The sequence below is a fragment of the Desulfitobacterium dehalogenans ATCC 51507 genome (assembly GCF_000243155.2).
Taxonomy (GTDB): Bacteria; Bacillota; Desulfitobacteriia; order Desulfitobacteriales; family Desulfitobacteriaceae; genus Desulfitobacterium; species Desulfitobacterium dehalogenans.
Genome location: NC_018017.1, coordinates 1,225,764 through 1,248,440 on the forward strand (window position 1 = coordinate 1,225,764; position 22,677 = coordinate 1,248,440).

Consider the following 22,677-nt stretch of genomic DNA (forward strand, 5'->3'; position numbering starts at 1 on the left):
AATCAGGGTAATGCTTAAAACTTCTTGGAATCGGTGTCGGCGCATTGTTCAAGTAAGCATGATCTTAATCTTTCTATTACCCCTTATGGGAATTTACCAGGTCATTGGGACATTGAGTTCCAGCAGGATTCTCGGTTTGACGCTAACAGATCCATTTGCTTTTTTAGAAATCCTATTGGCATCAAAAGCCGTCACAATTACTTTCCTGATGAGTGCACTGTTAATTGTCGGGATCTATCTGTTCTTAGGGAAAGTTTTCTGCAGTTGGATTTGTCCTATAGGGTTCCTGATTGAAGGCGTTGATGCTCTAAAGAAGAAATGGAAATGGTTGACACGAATACAGCTTAAAAAAGCTGTCACTCATGAACAAAAGCAATATTATTGGGCCTTACCTTTCTTTCTGGTGCTTAGTTTGGTTGTAGGGATTCCTATATTTCAGACTCTATCCCCTTTAGGTATCCTTTATAGGACCTTTTTGTTCGGGTTAGGGCTGGAAGCTTTTCTTATCCTGATGATCATCCTATTGGAGCTGGCAGGATACAGGCGTGGTTGGTGCAGGACGCTTTGTCCAATCGGGGTGTTTTATGCGCTAGGCTCTCGCTGGAGCCCCATCAAGGTTCGTTGCGATACGGATAAGTGTGTACAATGCTTTAAATGTGTAAAGGCATGTAATTATACTGCTGAAAGTTTGAAAAGTACTATCACAAGCACAAGCGAATTTTGTGTTTCGAGTCTATGTACCCGATGCGGACGTTGCATTGATAGTTGTTCAAGCGGAGCTCTGCAATTTTCTCTGCAACCTGTTGCAGATCTACTTTCGGAAGAGGGAGGGGAAAAAATATCCCGGAGGAGTGTTCTCCAAGGGGCAGGAATGATTGCTCTGGCAGGATTGGCCTATAAACCTTCTCAGGCTCTTGCTGCCGCTGCTCCCAGGGTTTTTCGCCCGCCGGGTGCAGTTAGGGATGAAGAGTTTTTGGCTAAGTGTTTGCGCTGTGGCAAATGTATTGAAGTTTGCCCGGATAAGACCTTATTAAGTGCGCATCTCGATCAAGGATTAAATCTTGGAACCCCTTATTTTATTCCCCGTCGAGTACCCTGCTCACTGTGCATGGAATGTCCTGATGTGTGTCCCAGTGGTGCCCTTGTACCTTTGGGCATGCGAGAAGTAAAAATCGGTATTGCCGAAATTGATAAAAACCGATGTTATGCTTATCAGGATGATGTATGCCGCTCCTGTTACAACAGTTGCCCGTTGATTGACGAAGCGATTAAGATGGAAGGATTTCAATATCCGGTGGTTGATCCGGAGATCTGTACAGGATGTGGAATCTGTGAGTATGTTTGTGTGATGGAATACCCGGCTATTCAGATTAAACGGATGATGTAGGTTCTTATCGCCATCTCCTCCTAAAAATAAATAGGCTAAGTGCTTATAAACCTAACAGGAGCTTTTCAGCAGATTTACGAAAATGCTGAAAAGCTCCTGTTTTTTGCAATTAGTCTTAAGCATACTATTGAAATTCTACATCAACGGAGCGAAAATACGAAGAATCGTACGTCCTAATCTACGGTACCATTTGACAGCACGACAATCCTCTACGGTAATTTGCTGGCATTTTGCCAAAGTTTCTAAATAATCTTCCTTTACTTCCAAGATACTTTGAGTCTTATAGAGATAAACACCGCATTCGAAGTGCAGGTAAAGGCTTCTGTAGTCCATATTGATGGTTCCAACCACAGCGTGGACATCGTCCACAAGGATGGATTTGGCATGGATAAAGCCGGGTGAATATTCGTAGATCTTTACGCCGCTTTCGACAAGGAGCCTATAGTTCGAACGGGTCATGGAATGAACAAACCAGCGATCCCCACGATAAGGAGTCACGATACGAACATCAACACTTCGTTTGGCAGCAGAGCAGAGGGCCGAAAGCATTACGTTATTCAGGATTAGGTAAGGGGTGTTAATATAGATAGTGCGTTCTGCTTGAGCGATGAGAGTGTGGTAAACGTTTTCACTCATAGGTTCTTCATCTAAGGGACTGTCTCCAAAGGGCTGGACAAATCCGTCGGTTGGGTGGGCCTCTGCCTCGTCCGCAGGTAATTTGTATCGGGTATAATCTTCATTCGTCTCAGTCTCATAACCCCATAAGGATAAGAACATCACTGTAAAATTCCAGACGGCCTCACCTTGGATGAGTATGGCGGTATCTTTCCAATGGCCTAACCGGTCATAGGCATTAATATATTCATCAGCCAGATTGACCCCACCTGTAAAGGCTATTTTTCCATCGATCACGGCAATCTTGCGATGATCTCGATTGTTCATGTGTATAGAGAGAACAGGAATCAGGCGGTTAAAGACACTGCACTTAATTCCTTTCTCCTCCAGTTTCTTTTCATAACCATAGGGCAACTTAAAGAGACTGCCCACATCATCATAAAGGACTCGAACATCCACACCTTGTTGGACTTTTTCTACTAAAATATCGAGAATAGAATCCCACATGACCCCTTCATCAATAATGAAATACTCTAAGAAAATAAACTTCTCAGCCTTTCTCAATTCCTTTAGCAGACGCTCATGCATTATCTCGCCAAGAGGCAGATATTCTGTAATGGTATTCTTATAAACGGGGCAATAGGAATATTTCTCGATATATCGAGAAAGGTTAGCTGCGCGATGATTTTGTACTTCAAGCTCCTGAACGATGACTTGATTCTGTATTAAAGACTGGTTCATTTTTTCGTTGACAGCCTTCATTTCACGCTTTTTACGCTTGCTTAACTTATTGCGGCCAAACAAAAGATAGAATAGACCCCCGAAGATAGGGAAGATAAGTATGGGGATAACCCAAGCAATCTTATAAGCGGGGTCAGATTTGCTGTTCAATATATAAAGCAGGGCGACAATGCTGAGAGATGTACAAATAGTATAGAAATAAATAAAATAACTGCTGAATCTCCAAATGATCATAACCAGAGCAAAGATTTGAAGGAGGAGAAGCAAGGCGATAGATATCACACGGTAAAGCATAGGCAAATTTTTCATGATTCTCCCTCCCATTCGTTATCTTAGTATATGTAAATTCCGGACTTTTTGTCCACTTGATAAAAAACAAGGAACTATGATGTATTGACTAGATAAAGTATACACTATAATATATATAGTGTAAATATAATATCGGAGAGCGTGGTGGGGGCCAAAGCATGAAAAGCATGGTATTTGAGAATGAAATCTGGGATTTCTTAAGGACGATAACCGAAGGTATGGCCAATGCATTCCGCCCCATTGTTGAGGAACACGGCTTGACCTTAATGCAGACGCGAATCTTAGTGGAAGTTAAGGACGGAGGACCTCACACTATAGGGAGTCTGGGAGGAATCATTGGCCTTACCAGCGGGAATGCCTCCTCAATGTGCAAGAAATTGGAGACTGCAGGATTTCTAAGACGGATTCGTACTCCTGAGGACGAACGATTTGTAAAACTTACCCTTACACAGCACGGGGAAGACACGGTTTATAGGATAGAGGAGGCTCTTGAACGGCGTTACGGTGCTTTTTTGGAACATAAGGGCGAAAAGGAATACCAACGATTTATTGAGTGCATGGACAATGTGAAAGCCTTTATGCAAGAGATGTATCGATTTGATCCGAAGTAGAATCAGAATCCCTGTGAGCGGTTAGATATAAAAATAATGGAGTGAAAAAAATGAACGGAAAACAAACCCCGAAGAAACCGCTTATCTATTATTCCCTGATTGCCTTGTTAATTCTTCTGTTCCTTAATGCTTTTGTTTTTCCAGAATTGCTTAAAAGACAAATTACTCAAGTGGATTATGGCTCTTTCCTGTCTTATCTTGAGAGTGGAGCGATTTCTGAAGTCGAAGTTCAGGATAATCAGATTGCTTTTGTGACCAAAGACTCCACAGGTAAAGAAACTGTCTTTGTTACAGGTGCCATGGATGATCCCGAATTGGTTAATCGCCTTAAGGCTGCCGGAGTGGATAAATATTCTCAGGTTATCCCCCGGGAAAACTCGCCCTTAATGAACTTTCTCTTGACTTGGATTCTTCCCATGATCTTATTATTTGGACTTTGGCATTTGCTGGGCAATCTGATGCAGAAAAAGATGGGCGGCGGCATGAATGCCATGACCTTTGGCAAGAGTAATGCTAAAATCTATGTTCAAGCCCAGACGGGCAAGACCTTTGCCGATGTAGCGGGTCAGGATGAGGCGAAAGAAGCCCTCACGGAAATAGTGGATTTTCTTCACGACCCCAGCCGTTATGCAGCCATTGGAGCGAATTTGCCTAAAGGGGTTCTTTTGGTAGGGCCTCCGGGAACGGGGAAGACCTTGCTGGCAAGGGCTGTTGCCGGAGAGGCTAAAGTCCCCTTTTTCTCCATATCCGGGAGCGAATTTGTAGAGATGTTTGTGGGAATGGGTGCTGCAAAAGTCAGAGATTTATTTAAACAAGCCAATGAAAAAGCCCCCTGCATCGTTTTTATCGACGAGATTGATACTATCGGGAAAAAACGTGATGGAGGATCTTTCGGAGGAGGTAATGATGAGCGGGAACAAACCTTGAATCAACTTTTGTCCGAAATGGATGGCTTTGATGGGAAGAAGGGTGTTGTGATTCTCGCGGCTACCAACCGGCCGGAATCACTGGATAAGGCTTTATTGCGCCCTGGACGCTTTGATCGCCGAATCCCTGTAGAGCTTCCGGATTTGGCAGGCCGAGAAGCCATTTTAAGGGTTCATGGACAAAAGGTGAAAATGGAACCCTCTATCGACTTTAAAACTATCGCCCGAGCCACTGCCGGAGCATCCGGGGCTGAGCTGGCTAATATTATCAATGAAGGGGCTTTGCGGGCTGTTCGTTGTGGGAGAAGCCGGGTGAACCAAAGCGATTTGGAGGAGTCTGTGGAAGTCGTTATTGCAGGCTATCAGAGGAAAGGGGCAGTGATTTCTCATCGAGAAAAAGAGATTGTTGCTTTCCATGAGATTGGTCACGCTTTAGTGGCGGCCAAACAAACTGATTCTGCACCCGTTCATAAGATTACCATCATTCCGAGGACTTCCGGTGCCTTGGGTTACACTATGCAAGTGGAAGAGGATGAGCGTGTTCTGATGAGCAAGGAGGAGGCGTTCAATAAAATCACGACCTTTACAGGAGGCCGGGCAGCCGAAGAATTGATCTTCGGAACCTATACTTCAGGAGCCTCCAATGATATTGAACAAGCGACCAAAATCGCCCGCGCCATGGTTACCCGTCTGGGGATGAGCAAGAATTTTGATATGATGGCCTTAGAAACAGTGAATAATCCTTATCTTGGTAGCGATACCTCTTTGATGTGTTCCCCTGAAACCGCAGCCAAAATTGATGAGGAAATCCTATCCATCATTAAAAGTGCCCATCAAAAGGCCTTCGGAATCTTAAAAGAGAATATTGACAAACTCCATGAGTTGGCGCGTTTTTTGTTAGAGAAAGAAACCATCACCGGAGAAGAATTTATGGCGGTGCTCTCAAGGTAAAATGAAGGACTGGTGATGTTTTTAACATCCCGGTCCCTGTTTTATATTGAATAGGTGACAAAGCATAATCCTCATATCCAAAGATAAAACCAGCAAAGGGGTAAATCCATGAATATTTTAGTCACCCTAAACTCGAATTATATTATACACTTGATCGTCATGCTCACCTCTCTGATTGAGTCCAATCCAGGGGAGCAGTTTACAGTTTATGTGGCTCATTCCGGCATGTCAAAAGAAGACTTTACCCGCATCAATCATGCCATTGACACCTCTCGATGTAAAATTGAAGACATTAAAATTTCCGATAAGGGTTTAAGCGATGCCCCCATTACCAGCCGCTACCCCAAAGAAATGTATTATCGGATTTTCGCTGTCAAATATCTCCCGGATCACCTCGAGCGGATTTTGTACCTGGATCCGGATCTAGTGGTGATAAATCCCTTAAAGGAGTTCTATACCATAGATTTCCAAGGGAATTTCTTCGCGGCGGCCTCCCATGTCAAGGAAATATTGAAAAGGATTAATCATGTCAGGCTTAATATGGCTGAAGACAGCACCTATGTCAATTCGGGGGTTATGATGATGAACTTGTCTCTGCTGCGCCAGGAACAGGATATTCATGAAGTCTATGAATATATTGAGGGATATAAGCATCGCTTATTTCTACCTGACCAAGATGTCCTTAATGGAGTTTATAGTGATAGAACGCTGACTGTGGATGCGAAAATCTATAATCTTAGTGAACGGTATTATGTTCTCTATAACCTGAATCCCAAGTATTGGGATGCGAAGATTGACCTGGATTGGGTCCGCAATAATACCGTGATTATCCATTATTGTGGCCGCAACAAACCCTGGAAGGAAAATTATATGGGGGAATTGGATGTTTTCTATAAAGACTATGCACAAAAGGTTCATGACAAAATGAAGGATTTTGAGACGACGAGGTGAAATGATAGCATTATAGTTGAATACGATAATAGATGGGGCGGCTGATATGAGGAAAGAGATGAAGGACAGGCATTCATGGAAAATGGGCTTTACTACGGGCAGCTGTGCAGCCGGGGCGGCAAAAGCCGCATGCTTCTTACTGAAAGGATTAAATCAAGGAACACAAGTAGATATCCCACTGCCCCAAGGGGAACGGCTTCAATTATCCATACATCGATGGGAAATGGAAAAGGATATAGCTCGTGTAGGTATTATCAAAGATGCAGGGGATGATCCTGATGTCACCCATGGTTTGGAAGTGGTAGCTCAAGTGCGGGTTCTTTCTGAAAAAGGAGAAATCCTCATTCGCGGGGGTCAAGGTATTGGCGTCGTTACCAAAAAAGGACTTCAGATTCCTCCAGGGGAAAGCGCTATTAACCCTGTTCCCCGGTCAATGATTCAGGCAGCGGTACGAGAAGTATTTCCCCAGGAAGAAGTCCTGGTGGTGATTGAGGTGCCTGATGGAGAAGAGCTTGCTTCGAAGACCCTGAATCCTCGTTTGGGAATTAGGGGAGGGCTATCGATTTTAGGCACAACAGGTATAGTTCGGCCTATGTCAGAGGAAGCGTTCAAGAATTCTATTCTGCCTGAGCTGGATCAAGCCGTTGCTTATGGACATAAAGCCATTGTTCTAACTCCTGGCAATTATGGTTTCAGAGCAGCTACGGCGGAACTGAAAGTTCCTGAGGAAGCCATTATTCAGATGGCCAATTTTGTGGGCTTTCTGCTGGAGGAGGCTGCCTATCGCAAGATCGAGAAAGTGCTTCTCTTTGGTCATATTGGTAAATTGATTAAAGTAGCCGGGGGGATTTTCCATACCCATACCCATGTTGCCGATGCCCGGATGGAAATTTTAGTGGCTCATGCCGCACTGAATGGTATTGACCGGAACTTTTTGCAGACCATAGCGGAGTATCCAACGGTTGAAGGTGCTGCTGAAGAAATTCGTACCAAGGGTTGGGGAAATCTTCTGTTTAAATTAGCAGAAAGGGCGAGTTGTCGGGCTCAAGAGCATGTGCATGGGGAAGTGCAGGTGGGAACCGCCTTTACTTTGCTTAACGGTGAGATCATTGCCTGGGATGATCAGGCCAAAGAGATCTGCAAAGAATTTTGGCATTGGCCGCAGATAGAGAAGGAATTTAGGTAAAAGTAGAGAATAACTTAGTAATTCGAATTAAATTGTCACAACAATCGGATAATACTCAAGGTTCCTCTTTTGAGGATGAAAAGGGAAGTCGGTGAAAATCCGGCGCGGTCCCGCCACTGTGAACCACGAGTGCCTCCTTATAGCCCACTGGGATAATCCTGGGAAGGGGGGAGGCATGAAGACTGGAAGTCAGGAGACCTGCCTTGAACATTGCATTACGCCCACGAGCGATGGGTGTGGTGATTATTTCGGAATAACCGAAGGGAAAAACCAAAGAGCCGCTCAGGGCTCTTTTTTATTTCACTATAAATCGCGGCAGAATTGGGCAAAGCCGAAGGCTTGGTTAATTAACGAAATAGTGGTTAAACAAAGGGGAAGGTGATGGGATGATCCAAATATTGGGGATAGGCCCTGGTACAAGAGCATGGGTTTCCCAGGCTGTTGAAGAAATGGTCCATCAGAGCGATGTTTTGGTAGGAGGGCAACGAGCCTTAAAGCTCTTTCCGGATTTCAAGGGAGAGTCATACCGGGTCAGTGGAAATTTAGCTGAAACCTTGGAAACCTTGCAGAGAGTATTACAGCAGGGAAAAAAGGCAAGTGTCCTGGTTTCTGGCGATCCAGGTTTTTATAGTCTGCTTCCTTGGTTGAAAAGGGAGTTCCCGCAAGAAGAAATCCAGGTGTTGCCTGGCCTTAGCTCCATTCAGCTTGCTTTTGCACGAGCAGGGATCCCCTGGCAGGATGCAGAGTTGCTCAGTGTCCACGGCCGTCCGCTGAATTGCTTACCTTTACATCTCAGCCGCCCCTTGGGAGTTCTCACTGGGGGTGAAAACTCACCTCAGAAGATTGCTGAGTATTATCATACCTATGACTTCAATCCGCAGATCTCTCTTGGCAATGCCTTGACTTATCCGGAAGAGCGTTGGTTAAATACAGATGCTCATCAGCTCATGGATTTGGAAGAAGATTTCTCTAATGCGGTGATGATCCTCTACCCTGAAAATCCAGAGGATAAGTCGGCTCAATCCTTGCTTTCATTGCCTAAGAGCTTTGGTATCAAGGATGAGGAGTTTGTTCGTGGCAATGTTCCCATGACTAAGAATGAGATTCGGATTCAAGTTCTGGCTAAGGCAGAGATTACCCCTTCGACCCGGGTCTTGGATGTGGGAGCAGGGACGGGTAGCATAAGCATTGAAGCGGCGCTTTTAGCTCATCGTGGCTGCGTTTATGCCATAGAAGAAAATCCGGAGGCACAGGAGCTTATTCTGAAGAATCAAGAGAAGTTTCGGGTAAGAAATTTGCGACTGGTTCGTGGATCTGCGCCTCAAGCGTTACAGGAAATCCCCCCTATGGATGTCTGTATTATTGGCGGTAGTCATGGGCAGATTCGGGAGATTTTACTTCAAGCTCCCTTGGCGCCTGGGGGAAGGGTTGTATTGACTGCCGTAACTTTAGAGACATTAGCTCATGGTATGGAAGCCTTAAAAAGCTTGCAATATGAGGATGTTGATGTGGTTTCGATCCAAGCTGTACGCTGGAAGGGTATTAAGGATATTCATCTTGCCCAGGCCCAAAACCCCGTATTTATACTTTCAGGAAGAAAGGGGATTATTTAAGGCCTCTGCTTCAAACAAAGGAGTTAAGAACCCGTTCAAAAGAAAATGAGCTCCAGAACCGCGGGATGGTTGCGGGCCGAAGAGCTAAGGAGGAACGAAGTGAAGAAGGATAGGAACGAAGACACAAACATAGTAAACAATCAGATCAGTGAAAAGGCTAAGCTTTACGGAATAGGGGTAGGGCCGGGGGACCCGAAGCTTATTACCTTGCGGGCAGTGGAAATTCTACAAGCTATTCAGGTGGTCGCCATACCCAAGTCCAAGATGGAGCGGGAAAGTGTCGCGTGGGAAATTGCCAAATCACACTGCCCCTCCGGAGTTAGCATTTTAGAGTTAGAAATGCCGATGACCGCTGATGAGAGCATACTTCAAGCTGCTTGGCATACTGCGGCAGAGAAGATTAAGGAGGAGCTCTGTCAGGGGCATTCCGTTGCTTTCCTTACCTTAGGTGATCCTTCCTTATACAGCACTTACAGTTATCTACTTGCTATCTTAAGAGATCAGCTTGAACCGGATCAGATAGAGACCATTCCAGGTATCACGGCTATGGCGGCTGCCGCAGCTCAAGTGAATTGGCCTTTGGCTACGGGAGATGAGCCTTTAGTGGTTTTGCCGGGGATCGAGGGCTTAGAGGAGTATGAGCAATATCCTAATCTTGTCTTAATGAAAGTATCGCGAAATTTGCCGGATGTACTGAATCATATCCAAAGAACCGGGTCACAGGCAGTTTTAGCTACCCGGGTAGGTCAGGCAGGAGAAGACGTTCGCCTGCTTGGCCCGGAGGAAGTGTTGGAAAAAGTGGACTATTTAAGTCTTGTGCTTTGTAAGAAGCCTCAATCTTGAGAAAGACCCTTTGAAAGCTAAATCTCCAGGATTTTGCTTTACACCGTTCGCTCAATAAGCTGCGCGGACAAAACTAACGCTCAAGCCCTTCGCTCCGTCGGGTGCCCAGCCAAATCGCTCCTGCTCAATGGCTGGTTGGAAACGTCCTGTTTCCAACCCGACTCCGCTGCAGTCTTTTCGCGAAGTTTTGTTCCCGCTCGCTTAAATTCGCTCTCTTTTGTAAATCAAAATCCTTGGGCGATTTTTCAAGTATTCGTTTAAGTATCTTTTCAGGACACAGAAAAAGACCCGAAAGAAGTGCAAGAAAGACCCACAAGAGTAGCTTTACGCACAAAAGCGAACGGATTTCACTGTGTATAAGGCAGCTAAGGCTTCTGCTTCGCTTCACTCACCATAAGCCAAGCTTTCTTTAAGCGGAGGGGCGGTCGGGTCAACGAGGCTTTCCTAACATAGCGTAGCCACGGTTCACATGTAGAAAACAGCGGGGTTTGGCGTCGAAAGTGTCCGGTGGACAGTTTCGCTCAAGGCGGCACTCCCCAAAGCATACGCATCCGCCGCAGATGCTGTTAAGAAAGCGAGTTGACCAGCCCTGGAGCTATGGAGTACGTGAGTCTCCGATCAAGAAACCTTCCGGTGGAAGGTTTCAGGAGATCACGCCCGAAGGTGCGTTGTGCGTAAAGCTACGCGACCCAGACGGCTGCACTAAAAAGATCTTTGGATATCATTATAAAGACAGGAGTGAAAACCTTGGCTGAGAATATTAATCCGGTTCTCTTTGTAGGAGCCGGTCCCGGGGATCCGGATTTGATCACTTTAAAAGGCAAAAAGGCTCTTGAAGAAGCCCAGCGGGTTATTTATGCGGGATCCTTGGTCAACCCGGATATCCTGCGGCATTGCCGAGAGGGCATAGCTTTATTTGACAGTGCCGGGTTAACCTTGGAAGAGACTGTAGCCATCATGGCGGAAGGGGTACAAAAAGGAGAAAAAGTCGTTCGTTTACACACTGGAGATCCCAGTGTTTATGGAGCCATCCAGGAACAGATGCAATGCCTGGAAGAAAAGGGCATTACCTACGGAGTGATCCCGGGAGTAAGCTCTGTGTTTGCCGCCGCCGCTGCGGTGAAAAAAGAGTTTACCCTGCCTGAGGTCAGCCAGACCTTAATTCTTACACGACTGGCGGGAAGAACCCCGGTGCCGGAAAAGGAAGATCTGGCATTATTGGCTCAACATCAAGCCAGTATGGCGATTTTTCTCAGTGTACAGGATATAGGGGAAGTGGTGGCGACCCTGAGGAAAGGATACCCCCCCAATACACCTGTAGCTGTTGTGTATCGAGCCAGCTGGCCGGATCAACACATTCTGGAGGGTACCTTAGAAACCATTGAAAATCAGGTGAAAGAGGCGGGAATCCGTAAGCATGCACAGATTCTTGTGGGAGATTTTCTCCGGGATCAAGGGACCCGCTCTAAACTGTATGACCCGGAATTTACTCATGAGTATCGGCAAGGACGCTCATGAAAACAGCCATTGTGGTGTTAAGGGATCAGGGCTTAAGGACGGCCTGCCGGATCATCGAGAAATGGCCTGAAGAGGAACCAACCTTACTCTATCTGCACCGGCGTCTTGAGGGTCAGAAGCGCATTCATGAAACAGAAGAGCCTGCCCCTTGCTGCGATCCTTATTATTTTAGTGAGCTGAAAGAAGTCCTTCCTGAACTATGGGAAGGTTCCTCTCTTTTGATTTTTATCATGGCTACGGGGATTGTGGTTCGTCATATTGCTCCTTATCTTCAGGGTAAGGATCGGGATCCGGCCGTATTGGTGCTGGATGAAAAAGGGGAATTTGTAATCTCCCTCTTATCCGGGCATTTAGGAGGAGCCAATGCCTGGGCGAAATCCGTGGCCCAGTGGATCCATGCCCAGCCGGTGATAACCACTGCCACAGATGTGCAAGGGCTGACCGCACCTGATGAGTACGCCCGACGGTTTGGTTGGTCTGTCGAACCTTTATCAGGACTGAAGGAAGTCAATTCTTTGTTGCTGGAGCAGGGTTATCTCAAGGTCTGGACCGATTGCCTGCCCGAGGAACACCCCCTGCGTCAGGACCCTTATTACCATTTCCTTAAGGATAAAGATAAAGAACATGCCCAGCTATGGGTTACAACAGAACAACTTGCGGCTCAGCATGAGCGGATCCAGGGAAAAAGCAGGCCCCTTCATTTGGTGCCAAGGATCTTTGGTATCGGAGTAGGGTGCCGCAGAGGGGTAAGTAGGGAGCAGGTGATCGAAGCCATTGAGGGAAGTCTCAAGCAAATAGGGATATCACCAAAGAGTATTCAGGGGCTATACAGTATTGAATTAAAAGCGGATGAAGCAGGAATTATCGAGGCAGCCCGAATCCTGGGCATACCCTTTCATACCTTTTCATCACAAGAAATACAGAGTATAAATGAACAACAAGGGCTAAGGCCATCGGAATATGTCAAAGAGAAGATTGGAGTGGATGGTGTATGCGAAGCAGCGAGCTTACTGGGAACGAGTCAGGGAGAGTTAGTTCTTCCCAAGCAGAAGTGGAATGGGGTCACGGTGGCCATCAGCAAGGCAAAATCTATGTGGTAGGCATTGGTCCTGGAGATGCGGAGCATATGACTCAACGGGCTCAGTCGGTATGGAAAGAAGTGGATGTGGTCGCCGGATACAAAACCTATATCGATTTGATTCGTCCTTGGCTTGCCGAGAAAAAAGTGGTGGCCACGGGTATGCGGCAAGAAATTGATCGCTGCCGCGAAGTTGTAGAGATCGCTCTGGAGGGTCAGGCCATTGCCTTGGTCAGCAGTGGAGATGCGGGAGTCTATGGTATGGCGGGGATTCTGATAGAATGCCTGGAAGAAAAAGATGCCTTGGATATTCCTTTGGAGATTATCCCTGGGGTAAGTGCTGCCAATGCTGCATCATCCCTGTTAGGAGCGCCTTTGATGCATGATTTTGCGGTCATTAGTCTGAGCGATCTGCTCACGCCCTGGGAAGTTATTCAAAAGCGCGTTAAGCTGGCAGCAGAGGGAGATTTCGTCATGGCCATTTATAATCCAAAGAGTAAAGGCCGTCAGGACCAGATTGAATGGGTTCGTCAAGCAGTACTCGAATATCGAGATCCCCAAACCCCGGTGGGAATTGTAAAGGAAGCGTTGCGTGGTGACTCTCAAGTGATCATCACGACTCTTGCAGAATTTACCCAATCCCCCATTGATATGTTGACCACAGTCATCATCGGCAATTCCCATACCCGTGTCGTAGGCCCCTATATGGTGACTCCGAGGGGATATGTTTTATGAGGTTATTCATCCTGGCGGGGACTGAGGATGGCAGGGAATTAGCATTTGAATTACAAAAACATGGTCATGAGGTTCTGGTTTCTACTTTAACGGAATACGGTGCCGAAATCGCTGAGCGTCAAGGTCTACGTACCTGTTCGGGTGCTCTGGATGAACATTCCATGGAGAGGATTCTGCAGGAACAGGCCATTCACGCCCTGATTGATGCCACTCACCCTTATGCCCAAAATATCCGGAACTTAGCCCGGTGCGTTGCCGGTAAATGTAATCTTCCCTATTTTCGCTGGGAGCGTCCTTCAGGGGATTATCCTGTTCACCCTCTCCTTCATTTTGCCTCCAATCTTGAGGATGCTGCCCGATTGGCAGCCCAACTGGGTAAGCGGGTTTTTCTCAGTACCGGAAGCAAAAACCTCCGGGATTGGGTGGGGATGTCTGAATTAAACGACTGCGAGCTTTATGTACGGGTGCTTCCCACCTCCCATGTTCTAAAGCAATGTGAAGAGGCAGGATTGAAACCCTATCAGATTATAGCTATGCAGGGACCGTTTACTCAGAAATTTAATGAGGGACTCTGGGAGCAGTTAAAGATTGATGTGGTGATTACCAAGGATAGCGGTGCCATCGGTGGTACGGATGAGAAAGTCCAGGCCTGCCTGCAGCTGAACATTCCTGTTATTGTCTTGGAACGACCTCGGGAAGCCCAACCGCAGTTGGCGGCTGAAGAGAATACATTGACGATTGAAGATTTTATAAGAAAGGTGGAAGAGAGCTTTGGACACTAAATTTATTCTTTTAGGTCATGGGAGTCGACGCAAAGAGGCTAATCAGGGATTGGTTGAGGTAGCTCATAAAGTAAGTAAGATTTTGGGAGAAGAGGTAACCCCGGTCTTTATGGACCATCAAGAACCCAGCTTACCTGAAGGGGTCTTGGAAAAGATTCAACAGGGTGCCAAGAAGATTATCATTATGCCTCTCTTTTTATTCCGGGGAATGCATGTCACCGTGGATATCCATGAAGAAATTCGCGAGCTTAAGGAAAAATACGCCGATGTTGAGATTCTATTCAGCAAGGAACTGGGAGCCGATGATGTTATTGCTCAATTGGCAAGCCAAAGAATTAAGGAGGCCTTAGGGGCATGAAGGGATTTATCACCGACCCGCTGCAAATTGAACGGGAAAGCATGCGGATCATTCGTGGATACTTGCAACAGGATTGGACTGAGAAGGAGTTAAAAATCGTGGAGCGCTGTATTCATACCAGTGGGGATCCTACCCTGGAATCGGTCATCCGCATTCACCCTCAAGGGATTGAGGCCGGACTTAAGTCACTGCAGCAAGGGGCTCCAGTGATTACAGATGTAGAAATGGTCAGAGCAGGAATTGCTAAGAAGCAATTGTCTCAGTTAGGCGGCACTGCAGAATGTTTTCTCAGTGATCCCCGGGTTGCGGATCAAGCGGTGGAATTGGGAATTACCCGCTCCATGGCAGCTCTACGTTTGAATAAAGAACGTTTGAAGGGGGCTATCGTGGCTATCGGCAATGCTCCCACTGCTTTGCTGGAGGTACTGGAGTTAGCCAAAGATCCCGAGACCCGACCTGCATTAGTCGTCGGGATACCGGTTGGCTTTGTGGGAGCTAAGGAATCCAAGGACCTGCTTTGGGAAGAGCATCCAGAGCTTCCTTCTATTACAATCTTAGGGAATCGAGGGGGAAGCCCTTTAGCAGCAACCTGTGTCAACGCCTTGATCTATCTCGCCGTAAATCGAGAGATCTAAAAATGAGGTGAGAGAATGAGCAAAGAAGAAACCAACCCGGAGGTTAATAGAAATTCAGTTCCAGGTGAGAAACAAGAAGCTGCTCGGTTAATGATCCAAGGGACTTCTTCCAATGTAGGAAAAAGTGTCTTGGCGGCGGCCTTTTGCCGGATATTTTATCAAGAAGGGTATCACGTAGCACCTTTTAAGGCCCAGAACATGGCTTTAAATTCCTTTATTACCCGCTCTGGAGGAGAGATGGGCAGAGCTCAGGTGGTACAGGCCCAGGCTGCAGGATTAGAGCCTGATGTGCGGATGAATCCTGTCTTGCTGAAACCCACGGGACACACAGGATCCCAGGTGATTGTTCTGGGCAAAGCCCAGGGGACTCTTTCTGCCCTTAAATATCACGGGGATTACCAGAGAAAAACCTGGCCCATTGTGGAAAAAGCTCTCCATGAACTTCTTGAGGAACATGAGATTGTAATTATCGAGGGAGCCGGAAGTCCCGCGGAAGTGAATCTCAAGCAAAATGATATTGTCAATATGCGCGTAGCCAAGGAAGCCCGGGCTCCCGTGCTTCTGGTGGCAGATATTGATCGGGGGGGAGCCTTGGCATCCGTGGTTGGTACCCTTGAGCTCCTTGAGCCGGAAGAACGCGAATTGGTTCGGGGAATTGTGATGAATAAATTCCGAGGGGATATTAAACTTTTACAACCGGCCTTGGATTTTCTTGAAGAACGAACCGGAATTCCTGTGGTGGGAGTCGTTCCCTTCTATGATCAATTTAAGATTCCGGAAGAAGATTCCGTGGTTCTTGAAGAACAGAATAAAAGCAAACAGGATAAAGGGAAGAGCCGGGATGAAGCGTTAGATGTAGCGGTCATTCGCTTACCCTATTTATCTAATTTCACAGATTTTGATCCTTTTGAAGATGAGTCTGATGTCATTCTTCGCTATGTCCGGGAACCTGCTGAGCTGGGGCAGCCGGATTGTGTTATAATCCCCGGAAGCAAAAACACTTTATCGGATCTGCGATTTTTATGGGATAGTGGTCTAGGTGAGAAAATTATCAAGTACTGGAAAGAGGATGTCCCCATTATTGGAATTTGTGGCGGCTATCAAATGCTGGGACGAGTGGTTCGGGACCCGTTGGGTACTGAATCTGATTTGAAGGAAATCACAGGACTGGGTATTCTTCCTATGGAGACTGAGTTTGTGTCGGATAAACATACGGTGCAAAGTCGGGGCAAGGTCGTAGGAGAGGAGCTGTTCTTGTCACGTTGTCAGGGGACAGAGATAACCGGTTATGAAATTCATATGGGGCGTTCCCAGGGAGAAGGTAATTCCCTTTTTGAGATCGAAGCCCAAGGAACAGTTTATGGAGATGGTATGTTAAATGGTAGTGCTTTTGGAACTTATCTCCATGGGATATTTGATAATGATCCCTTGCGAACCGCGTTCTTGGAATGGCTTTGGGAGAGAAGGGGAGGGACACGTTCAGTAGACAAGACCATGTCCCAGGCAGCAATTCGCGAGCAGGCCTTTAATGAACTGGCGGACTGGGTAAGAAATAGTATGGATATGGAAAAAATTCGTTCTATTATGGGTCTGCACAAAGGATGATGTTCATGATAGTATTGCTTAATCCCATAGCTTTTTGTTTAGGATTTCTATGGGATCAAGCCGTGGGTGATCCGCCAAAATGGCCTCATCCTGTTATCTACATGGGGAAGATTATCGCTTGGTATGATAAGCGCTTTAACCAGGGGAGGCCCCGGCTTCGCCGCCTGAAAGGTGCTCTACTTACCCTGATTCTAGTGATAGGAAGCTATATCTTAACAGCTGGTATAATTGGGGGAGCCAAAGAGATCTCCGCGGTCTTTGGCCTTATCATTGAAGTACTTCTCCTTGGCTCTACCCTTGCCGGTAAATCCCTTCTGGAGGCTGGGAGTCAAGTGCTTACCCCGTTAAAAGAAGGGAAACTTGATGAAGCACGAAACAAGTTGGGTTGGTTTGTCAGTCGCGATACCGCCCAATTATCGGAAGGGGAAATAGCTCGGGGTACGGTGGAGACCTTAGCGGAGAATTTTGTAGACGGCATCCTTTCTCCACTATTTTATATGCTCATTGGCGGGGCACCTTTGGCTATGGCTTTTAAGGCTGTAAGCACTTTGGATTCTATGATCGCCTATCGCAATGAGCGTTATGAAGACTTTGGCCGCTTTGCCGCCCGAGCCGATGATTGGGCTAACTATCTTCCGGCCCGTCTCTCGGTGGGCATTCTTTCACTGGCAGGATGGTTTTATAAGCTGCCGGTAGGCTATGCCCTAACGATCTGGCGCAGGGATGCCAAAACTCATCCCAGTCCCAATGGTGGTAATCCCGAGAGTATGGTTGCGGGATTGCTGGAAATCCAGCTGGGAGGGAATAATATCTATCACGGCAAGGTTCACCACCGGGCTGAGATGGGCGATCCTCTCCATGAGCTGACCTGGCTTGATATTGAGCGGTGTCAAAAATTAATTCGGCTGGGGACTTGGATTAGTTTTGCGCTAATCCTTTCAGGTATCGTCTTTGTCAATAGTATCATGTAAGTGATCTGACTTGGAAAAGCTCCATAAGCTGCGCGGACAAAACTAACGCTCAAGCACTCGCTCCGAAAGGTGCCCGGCCAATTCGCTCCATGCTCAATGGCCGGTTGGAAACGTCCTGTTTCCAACCTTTCTCCGCTGCGTGCTTTTCGCGAAGTTTTGTTTCCGCTCGCTTAAATTCACTCCCTTTTGTAAAGCAAAATCCTTGGGTAGTTTTTTAGGTTTGAGCGGAGCGATGTGGAATAAACGACCCGATCCAAGCAGCTTTTTCAGCCTTGCCGACGCCGCTTGCGGCATGGTCGGCTACCCTGGGAAAGACTCTGGAGATGACCTCAGAGATGACTTGAAAAAGACCCAAAAGCGTAGCTTTGCGCACAAAAGGGAACGGCTTTAGCGGAGGAGCGGTCCGGTGAAAGAGGCTTTCTTAACACTGTGGAGCCACCGGTTTGCATGCAGAAAGCAGCGGGGTTTGGCGTAACAGTTAAGAAAGCGAGTAAACCAGCTCCGGAGCTTTGGAGTGACCGTTGTGCGTAAAGCTATGCGACCCGGACGACATTTTTCATCCTTTACTGGTGCTGCGACAGCGGCATGAATAGCTACCCTACCCAGAAAATTTTGCGAAGAGGTGAAGACAATGCCCCATTCCATGCCTCCCCGTATTCTTATCGCTGGGACCCACAGTGGTGTAGGTAAGACAACCATCGCTACAGGGATCATGGCAGCCCTGGCTAAGAAAGGACTTCCTATCCAAGCCTATAAAGTTGGTCCCGACTATATCGATCCCACTTATCATACTTTGGCTACGGGCCGTCCTTCTCGGAACTTAGATCGATGGATGCTTAGGGAAGAGTTAATCCCGATTTTTAAAAGAACTTCTCAAGATTGCTGGGCGGTCATTGAAGGGGTTATGGGGCTTTTTGATGGGGTATCAGGAACCAAAGGATATGGTAGCAGTGCTGATATTGCCAAGCTGCTGGATGCTCCTGTGATCCTGATCGTGGATGCGGGCAATTTATCACGTAGTGCAGCGGCCATAGTCCATGGTTTTTGTACCTTTGATCCTGGGATTAAGATTGCCGGAGTCATTCTCAATCGGGTGAAATCTCCAGCCCAAGAAAGCTTATTGCGTGAAGCCCTTGGCGAAATTCAAGTACCCATATTGGGAGTGCTGCCTAAGGAAGAGGGAATTCGTCTGCCCGAACGGCACCTGGGACTGGTTCCTTCTCAAGAACAAGCTTTCCGGGAGAGTTTTTTTGACGAGCTTATCAGCGTGGTGACCCGCACCATTGACCTGGAACAGATCCAAGGGATTATGCAGGAAACCTTGCCGAAAAAACAGGTTATACATGAGCCATTCATCGAAGAACCGATTATATATAAAGGCTTGGGTGAAGGGGCAGCAGGGAATCTTAATCAACATTCCTTGCGATTGGGAGTGGCACGGGATGAGGCCTTTTCCTTTTACTATCAAGATGCTTTGGATAGTGCAGAAAGCCTAGGATTTACGCTGGTTCCCTTTAGCCCTCTTCATGACCCGTCTCTACCGGATGGATTGGATGGGCTCTTTTTTGGTGGTGGATTCCCAGAGCTGCATTTAGAAAAGCTTAGCCAGAACCAGAGTTTTTTGGAATCGTTACGAGAGTTCTCGCGATTAGGGAAACCCATCTACGGGGAGTGCGGGGGATATATGTATCTAGGCGCACAGGTTACGGATTTTGAAGGTAGAACATACCCCATGACTGGACTGATTCCTATTGCAGCCGAGATGACGCCAAGACTTCAGGGTATGGGCTATCGTCAAGGCGTCTTTCAACAGGATAATTTTCTGAGTGATGCAGGAAATGTGGTTTACGGTCATGAATTTCATTATTCAAAAGTGGATTATCTAAGTTGTGGTGATTCGGTTTGTCCTGCTTTTGAACTGCTTAAAGGGGAAAAGACCATAAGAATGGACGGTTATGCTCGGGATAATATCGTCGCATCTTATCTTCATATCAACTTCGCAGGACAACCGGAGCTTTTGCAGCACTGGGCGGAGCATATACGGCAAGGAGCATAGGCATGATTCGAGTGTATACAGGCAAAGGAAAGGGGAAAACCACTTCTGCACTGGGGGAAGCTCTGGTGGCACAGTCCCAGGGTACTAAAGTTCTTATGGTTCAATTCCTCAAAGGAAGTACCTATATGGGTGAGCTTTATACAATGGGGCGCTTAGGTATACCCTTAATCCAATTTGGAGTAGGCTGCCGTTGGTCGGCTATGATTCGAACAGGCTTAAGGCACTGTAATGGGTGTGGAGAGTGTTTTCGCCAGAACCGGGAACCCGGGATTGCTCTGCCTCTTGTGGCACAAGGAGTCGAGTTCCTCAAGACCCAGATTCAAGAGGGGGATTGGGGGCTGATTATCCTTGATGAAGTGAGTCATGCCCTGAATAAAGGGTTCTTAGAAATTGAGATATTGCATGAGTTGATCGGGCTAAAACCAAAAAGCTTGGATTGGATTTTGACTGGGCGGGATATGCCTGAGGAATTAATTCCCTTTGCAGAGCAATGGTGGGAACTTAATCCAATCAAGCATCCCTTGCAAGCGGGGATACGCAGCCGAAGGGGGATTGAATACTGATGAGGGGATTAGGTTGGGCAAAATGCCCCGGAACCTGCGGGGAATGGGTTCAAGGAGCGAAAGATGGTATACCCTTTTTAGTTGGTTGTCCCATTAATCGGTTCGTTGAAGCAAAGGCGGAAATTCTTTTTTCGGAGCCCACGAACAAGAGACATTATGCCCATCAGCAGGAGCTTCAGAATTGGATCTGGGAACTTCCTGAGGGTAAAGAAAAGACCCGCCAGGCCTTGGAGCGATTTGCCAGGAGTCAGAATCTCCCCTCATTGACGGGTAAGCTGCGGATGAAATCCCAATTGCTTGTTGGAAAAGGCATGGCCAGCTCCACTGCGGATATGACGGCAGCAGTCAGCGCTGTAGCTCATGCTTTGGCCATCCCTTGGGAGCCTGAGGAACAGGCGCGTTTAGCCTTAGCCATAGAGCCCTCTGATCCCATTATGTTTCCAGGAGTTACAGAATTAGCCCATGGCGATGGCAGGTATATCAAATCTCTAGGATCGAAAATTCCGGCACAGTTGCTGATGTTGGATGGGGGAGGATTTTTAGACACTCTAGCTTTCAACGCCCGCAGAGATTTACCTGGTCATTATCGCAAATATGAATTTATGATTAAGAATGCCCTGGCTCTTTTTTATGAAGGAATGGACCAGAGGGATTTGGAGAAAATCGCCCGAGCCAGCACCGTAAGTGCCCAATGTAATCAGGACATTAATCCTAAACCCTTTTTTGAGGATTTTCTCTCCTGGATCTTGGGAAGGGGAGGGCTTGGAGTTATCGCAGCTCATAGTGGAACTCTATTAGCTGGGATTTTTCCGGCACACCTTTCCACAACTGAAAAAAGAAATCTTCAGAGGGAAAGTCATATCCAATTCCGACCAGGTAGGGTGGAATGGGTAGAGACTTATGATGGAGGTATCGAAGGGGGGGTTATGAATGCATGGCGGAAACCTATTGGAAGCCTCAGTACAGTATGGAAGACAGAACTTTATTGACCTGTCCGCCAATATTAATCCCTTTGGCCCTCCTCAGGGAGTATGGGAAGCCCTTCAGAAAGGGATAAAAAGTATAACCCATTACCCTGATCCGAAATATCGGCGTCTCCGGGGGAGGATGGCAGAATATTACGCGCTCACCGATGAGGAGATACTTCTTGGCAATGGAGCTGGGGAATTGATTTTTCTGATCCTCCACGGTCTCCGGCCTCGCAAAGTGCTGATTCCCCAGCCGGCCTTTAGTGAATATGGGCGGGCAGCCTTGGCCTGTGGTGCAGAAGTAAGTAAAATGATTCTTGGAGTAGAGGGATGGGGGGCTCTTTCTTTTCAGAACGAAGAAACCTACAGAAAATGGGAGCAAGCCCTTGCAGAAAACGAGTTGGTGTTTATTAATTCTCCACATAATCCTACCGGCAGTGCACTCACAAAGAAGCAATTCGAAGTGATACTCAACCTTGCCTTAAAACATAAAACCTGGGTCGTTCTGGACGAATCTTTTGTTGACTTTATGGAGGATAGGATCCGCTGGTCAGGCAGGGAGTATTTACGAAGGTATCCCAATCTGTTGGTGTTATACTCTCTAACCAAATTTTATGCCATCCCGGGATTGCGCTTGGGGGCAGTTTTTGCTGCACCCAAACTGCTTAACCGTCTACAAGAACAACGAGACCCCTGGGCCGTTAATTGCCTGGCAGAAGAAGCTGGGATAGCTGCTTTAGCTGATGCAGAGTATGGGAAGCGAGTAAGGTTCCTTTTAGAAGAAAGCAAAGAGTCGTTTTACCAGAATTTTGCTGAAGGGAGCAAGGAACAAAAGTTCTTAGGTCTACGCCTATATTCCAGTAAAGTTAATTTTGCCTTGATTCAGGTTTTAGGAGTGGAAGACTCAATCCTTGATCTGGTTGAAGCCGAAAGACGGAAGAAGATAATCCTTCAGAAACTAGGACGACAGGGAATCTTGGTCAGGGATTGCGAAAACTTTCAGGGATTGGAAGGGAAGTACATCAGGGTGGCCATTAAGGATAGAGAAAGTATGAATTCGTTATTAATAGGTCTTAAGACGCTGGAAAGCTAAAAACAATTATGCTATGATAAGGATAAATTGAAAAAGTTGCCAAACCAATTCCCTTTTTTTCAAAAAACACTGCTTGTCACCACCTAGGGATTAAAGTCATAGAATAGATTAGACAAGCAACGAAACTGTCTAAAAGGGAGTGAAAGTTATATGTCAGCTTGCAGTATCGGGGCTGTAATTAT

At 46.8% G+C, this 22,677-nt stretch carries 22 protein-coding genes and 1 riboswitch; of the genes, 20 read left to right on the forward strand and 2 right to left on the reverse strand.

Going from position 1 to position 22,677, the window contains the following annotated elements; all coding sequences use genetic code 11:
* Positions 1-10: 10 nt before the first annotated feature.
* Positions 11-1,387, forward strand: a complete 1,377-nt coding sequence (locus DESDE_RS05950; RefSeq protein ID WP_014793142.1) for a 4Fe-4S binding protein — start codon at positions 11-13, stop codon at positions 1,385-1,387.
* 135 nt (positions 1,388-1,522) lie between these two features.
* Here the strand turns inward: DESDE_RS05950 and cls are convergent, their stop codons facing one another.
* Entirely contained in the window at positions 1,523-3,052 is a 1,530-nt protein-coding gene (cls, locus tag DESDE_RS05955) for a cardiolipin synthase (RefSeq protein ID WP_014793143.1), read from the reverse strand.
* Between the two features lie 158 nt (positions 3,053-3,210).
* Between cls and DESDE_RS05960 the strand changes: the two genes are divergently transcribed.
* From DESDE_RS05960 to cbiB, 15 genes are all read left to right on the forward strand, one after another.
* Positions 3,211-3,663, forward strand: a complete 453-nt coding sequence (locus DESDE_RS05960; protein ID WP_014793144.1) for a MarR family winged helix-turn-helix transcriptional regulator — start codon at positions 3,211-3,213, stop codon at positions 3,661-3,663.
* Between the two features lie 50 nt (positions 3,664-3,713).
* Positions 3,714-5,540 (forward strand): ATP-dependent zinc metalloprotease FtsH, encoded by a 1,827-nt coding sequence (gene ftsH, locus DESDE_RS05965; RefSeq protein WP_014793145.1) that lies wholly within the window; start codon positions 3,714-3,716, stop codon positions 5,538-5,540.
* A 108-nt stretch (positions 5,541-5,648) separates the two neighbouring features.
* Positions 5,649-6,491, forward strand: coding sequence for a glycosyltransferase family 8 protein (locus DESDE_RS05970; RefSeq protein ID WP_014793146.1), 843 nt, complete (start codon positions 5,649-5,651; stop codon positions 6,489-6,491).
* 46 nt (positions 6,492-6,537) lie between these two features.
* The gene (cbiD, locus tag DESDE_RS05975; protein ID WP_174270141.1) at positions 6,538-7,677 is read left to right on the forward strand and encodes a cobalt-precorrin-5B (C(1))-methyltransferase CbiD; all 1,140 of its coding nucleotides are present in this window, start codon (positions 6,538-6,540) and stop codon (positions 7,675-7,677) included.
* Between the two features lie 41 nt (positions 7,678-7,718).
* Positions 7,719-7,897: riboswitch (cobalamin riboswitch) on the forward strand.
* On the forward strand, positions 7,853-8,059 hold the full coding sequence (locus DESDE_RS22970) for a hypothetical protein (RefSeq protein ID WP_041917223.1): 207 nt from the start codon (positions 7,853-7,855) through the stop codon (positions 8,057-8,059). It overlaps the preceding riboswitch by 45 nt.
* A gap of 4 nt (positions 8,060-8,063) precedes the next feature.
* Positions 8,064-9,290 carry a bifunctional cobalt-precorrin-7 (C(5))-methyltransferase/cobalt-precorrin-6B (C(15))-methyltransferase gene (locus tag DESDE_RS05985; RefSeq protein WP_014793148.1) on the forward strand — a complete coding sequence of 409 codons (1,227 nt, stop codon included), beginning with the start codon at positions 8,064-8,066 and terminating at the stop codon, positions 9,288-9,290.
* Between the two features lie 99 nt (positions 9,291-9,389).
* A complete protein-coding gene (gene cobI / locus DESDE_RS05990) occupies positions 9,390-10,133 on the forward strand; it encodes a precorrin-2 C(20)-methyltransferase (RefSeq protein WP_014793149.1) in 744 nt (247 codons plus the stop codon).
* Between the two features lie 747 nt (positions 10,134-10,880).
* On the forward strand, positions 10,881-11,651 hold the full coding sequence (gene cobM, locus DESDE_RS05995; RefSeq protein ID WP_014793150.1) for a precorrin-4 C(11)-methyltransferase: 771 nt from the start codon (positions 10,881-10,883) through the stop codon (positions 11,649-11,651).
* Entirely contained in the window at positions 11,648-12,751 is a 1,104-nt protein-coding gene (locus DESDE_RS06000; protein ID WP_014793151.1) for a cobalt-precorrin 5A hydrolase, read from the forward strand. The genes cobM and DESDE_RS06000 overlap by 4 nt, the downstream gene beginning before the upstream one ends.
* A gap of 26 nt (positions 12,752-12,777) precedes the next feature.
* The gene (gene cobJ / locus DESDE_RS06005) at positions 12,778-13,464 is read left to right on the forward strand and encodes a precorrin-3B C(17)-methyltransferase (protein ID WP_019849770.1); all 687 of its coding nucleotides are present in this window, start codon (positions 12,778-12,780) and stop codon (positions 13,462-13,464) included.
* Positions 13,461-14,246, forward strand: a complete 786-nt coding sequence (gene cobK, locus DESDE_RS06010) for a precorrin-6A reductase (protein ID WP_014793153.1) — start codon at positions 13,461-13,463, stop codon at positions 14,244-14,246. The genes cobJ and cobK overlap by 4 nt, the downstream gene beginning before the upstream one ends.
* The gene (locus tag DESDE_RS06015) at positions 14,236-14,604 is read left to right on the forward strand and encodes a sirohydrochlorin chelatase (protein ID WP_014793154.1); all 369 of its coding nucleotides are present in this window, start codon (positions 14,236-14,238) and stop codon (positions 14,602-14,604) included. The genes cobK and DESDE_RS06015 overlap by 11 nt, the downstream gene beginning before the upstream one ends.
* A complete protein-coding gene (locus DESDE_RS06020) occupies positions 14,601-15,239 on the forward strand; it encodes a precorrin-8X methylmutase (protein ID WP_014793155.1) in 639 nt (212 codons plus the stop codon). The genes DESDE_RS06015 and DESDE_RS06020 overlap by 4 nt, the downstream gene beginning before the upstream one ends.
* Before the next feature lie 15 nt (positions 15,240-15,254).
* Entirely contained in the window at positions 15,255-16,844 is a 1,590-nt protein-coding gene (locus DESDE_RS06025) for a cobyric acid synthase (protein ID WP_014793156.1), read from the forward strand.
* 5 nt (positions 16,845-16,849) lie between these two features.
* On the forward strand, positions 16,850-17,815 hold the full coding sequence (gene cbiB, locus DESDE_RS06030; protein ID WP_014793157.1) for an adenosylcobinamide-phosphate synthase CbiB: 966 nt from the start codon (positions 16,850-16,852) through the stop codon (positions 17,813-17,815).
* A gap of 214 nt (positions 17,816-18,029) precedes the next feature.
* On the opposite strand, the gene DESDE_RS21900 is transcribed toward cbiB, so the two are convergent.
* Entirely contained in the window at positions 18,030-18,188 is a 159-nt protein-coding gene (locus tag DESDE_RS21900) for a hypothetical protein (RefSeq protein ID WP_162470822.1), read from the reverse strand.
* A 258-nt stretch (positions 18,189-18,446) separates the two neighbouring features.
* Here DESDE_RS21900 and DESDE_RS06040 point away from each other — a divergent pair, with 258 nt between their 5' ends.
* The 4 genes from DESDE_RS06040 to DESDE_RS06055 are packed head-to-tail and all read left to right on the forward strand — an operon-like array spanning position 18,447 to position 22,495.
* Entirely contained in the window at positions 18,447-19,871 is a 1,425-nt protein-coding gene (locus tag DESDE_RS06040) for a cobyrinic acid a,c-diamide synthase CobB (protein WP_014793158.1), read from the forward strand.
* A gap of 2 nt (positions 19,872-19,873) precedes the next feature.
* Positions 19,874-20,434, forward strand: coding sequence for a cob(I)yrinic acid a,c-diamide adenosyltransferase (locus DESDE_RS06045; protein ID WP_014793159.1), 561 nt, complete (start codon positions 19,874-19,876; stop codon positions 20,432-20,434).
* Positions 20,434-21,423: a GHMP family kinase ATP-binding protein gene (locus tag DESDE_RS06050; protein ID WP_014793160.1), complete on the forward strand. Its 990-nt coding sequence runs from the start codon at positions 20,434-20,436 to the stop codon at positions 21,421-21,423. The genes DESDE_RS06045 and DESDE_RS06050 overlap by 1 nt, the downstream gene beginning before the upstream one ends.
* Positions 21,365-22,495 carry a pyridoxal phosphate-dependent aminotransferase gene (locus tag DESDE_RS06055; RefSeq protein WP_014793161.1) on the forward strand — a complete coding sequence of 377 codons (1,131 nt, stop codon included), beginning with the start codon at positions 21,365-21,367 and terminating at the stop codon, positions 22,493-22,495. Before DESDE_RS06050 ends, DESDE_RS06055 begins: the two co-directional genes overlap by 59 nt.
* Positions 22,496-22,677: the final 182 nt, after the last annotated feature.

What these genes read in the sequence shown, in the direction of transcription:
- DESDE_RS06000 (WP_014793151.1), top strand. Translation starts at nt 11,648, where the DNA reads ATGAAAACAGCCATTGTGGTGTTAAGGGATCAGGGCTTAAGGACGGCC.
- cbiD (WP_174270141.1), top strand. Translation starts at nt 6,538, where the DNA reads ATGAGGAAAGAGATGAAGGACAGGCATTCATGGAAAATGGGCTTTACT.
- cls (WP_014793143.1), bottom strand. Translation starts at nt 3,052, where the DNA reads ATGAAAAATTTGCCTATGCTTTACCGTGTGATATCTATCGCCTTGCTT.
- DESDE_RS05950 (WP_014793142.1), top strand. Translation starts at nt 11, where the DNA reads ATGCTTAAAACTTCTTGGAATCGGTGTCGGCGCATTGTTCAAGTAAGC.
- DESDE_RS06045 (WP_014793159.1), top strand. Translation starts at nt 19,874, where the DNA reads ATGATTCGAGTGTATACAGGCAAAGGAAAGGGGAAAACCACTTCTGCA.
- DESDE_RS06040 (WP_014793158.1), top strand. Translation starts at nt 18,447, where the DNA reads ATGCCCCATTCCATGCCTCCCCGTATTCTTATCGCTGGGACCCACAGT.
- cobJ (WP_019849770.1), top strand. Translation starts at nt 12,778, where the DNA reads ATGACTCAACGGGCTCAGTCGGTATGGAAAGAAGTGGATGTGGTCGCC.
- DESDE_RS06020 (WP_014793155.1), top strand. Translation starts at nt 14,601, where the DNA reads ATGAAGGGATTTATCACCGACCCGCTGCAAATTGAACGGGAAAGCATG.
- DESDE_RS06025 (WP_014793156.1), top strand. Translation starts at nt 15,255, where the DNA reads ATGAGCAAAGAAGAAACCAACCCGGAGGTTAATAGAAATTCAGTTCCA.
- cobK (WP_014793153.1), top strand. Translation starts at nt 13,461, where the DNA reads ATGAGGTTATTCATCCTGGCGGGGACTGAGGATGGCAGGGAATTAGCA.
- DESDE_RS05960 (WP_014793144.1), top strand. Translation starts at nt 3,211, where the DNA reads ATGAAAAGCATGGTATTTGAGAATGAAATCTGGGATTTCTTAAGGACG.
- DESDE_RS22970 (WP_041917223.1), top strand. Translation starts at nt 7,853, where the DNA reads ATGAAGACTGGAAGTCAGGAGACCTGCCTTGAACATTGCATTACGCCC.
- ftsH (WP_014793145.1), top strand. Translation starts at nt 3,714, where the DNA reads ATGAACGGAAAACAAACCCCGAAGAAACCGCTTATCTATTATTCCCTG.
- DESDE_RS06050 (WP_014793160.1), top strand. Translation starts at nt 20,434, where the DNA reads ATGAGGGGATTAGGTTGGGCAAAATGCCCCGGAACCTGCGGGGAATGG.
- cbiB (WP_014793157.1), top strand. Translation starts at nt 16,850, where the DNA reads ATGATAGTATTGCTTAATCCCATAGCTTTTTGTTTAGGATTTCTATGG.
- DESDE_RS05985 (WP_014793148.1), top strand. Translation starts at nt 8,064, where the DNA reads ATGATCCAAATATTGGGGATAGGCCCTGGTACAAGAGCATGGGTTTCC.
- DESDE_RS06055 (WP_014793161.1), top strand. Translation starts at nt 21,365, where the DNA reads ATGCATGGCGGAAACCTATTGGAAGCCTCAGTACAGTATGGAAGACAG.
- DESDE_RS05970 (WP_014793146.1), top strand. Translation starts at nt 5,649, where the DNA reads ATGAATATTTTAGTCACCCTAAACTCGAATTATATTATACACTTGATC.